The organism is Oceanobacillus halotolerans, from assembly GCF_010993955.1.
Lineage (GTDB): Bacteria > Bacillota > Bacilli > Bacillales > Amphibacillaceae > Oceanibacillus_A > Oceanibacillus_A halotolerans.
In genome coordinates, this window is the sequence record NZ_WIXL01000001.1 from 400,948 (window position 1) to 401,191 (window position 244).

Genomic DNA, 244 nt, shown 5'->3' on the forward strand with positions numbered 1-244 from the left:
TCTAGTGTCGGCGTTGGTCACAGGACGTGACCGACGTTAGCCGACGAACTGCAGGAGTCTTCGTATATTTCCTTCGCTAGTGATGTGTTTTTGTTATATATCATCATTAATGGGAATCCGCTGACAGAACTGTTGCCAGCTAAATACCAATAAAATTATATGTTTATCATCATATCTTCTTACTATTCTTACTTCTGTTGAGAGACTATTCCAAGCAGCGGAAAATGCGAGACTCCTACGGGAA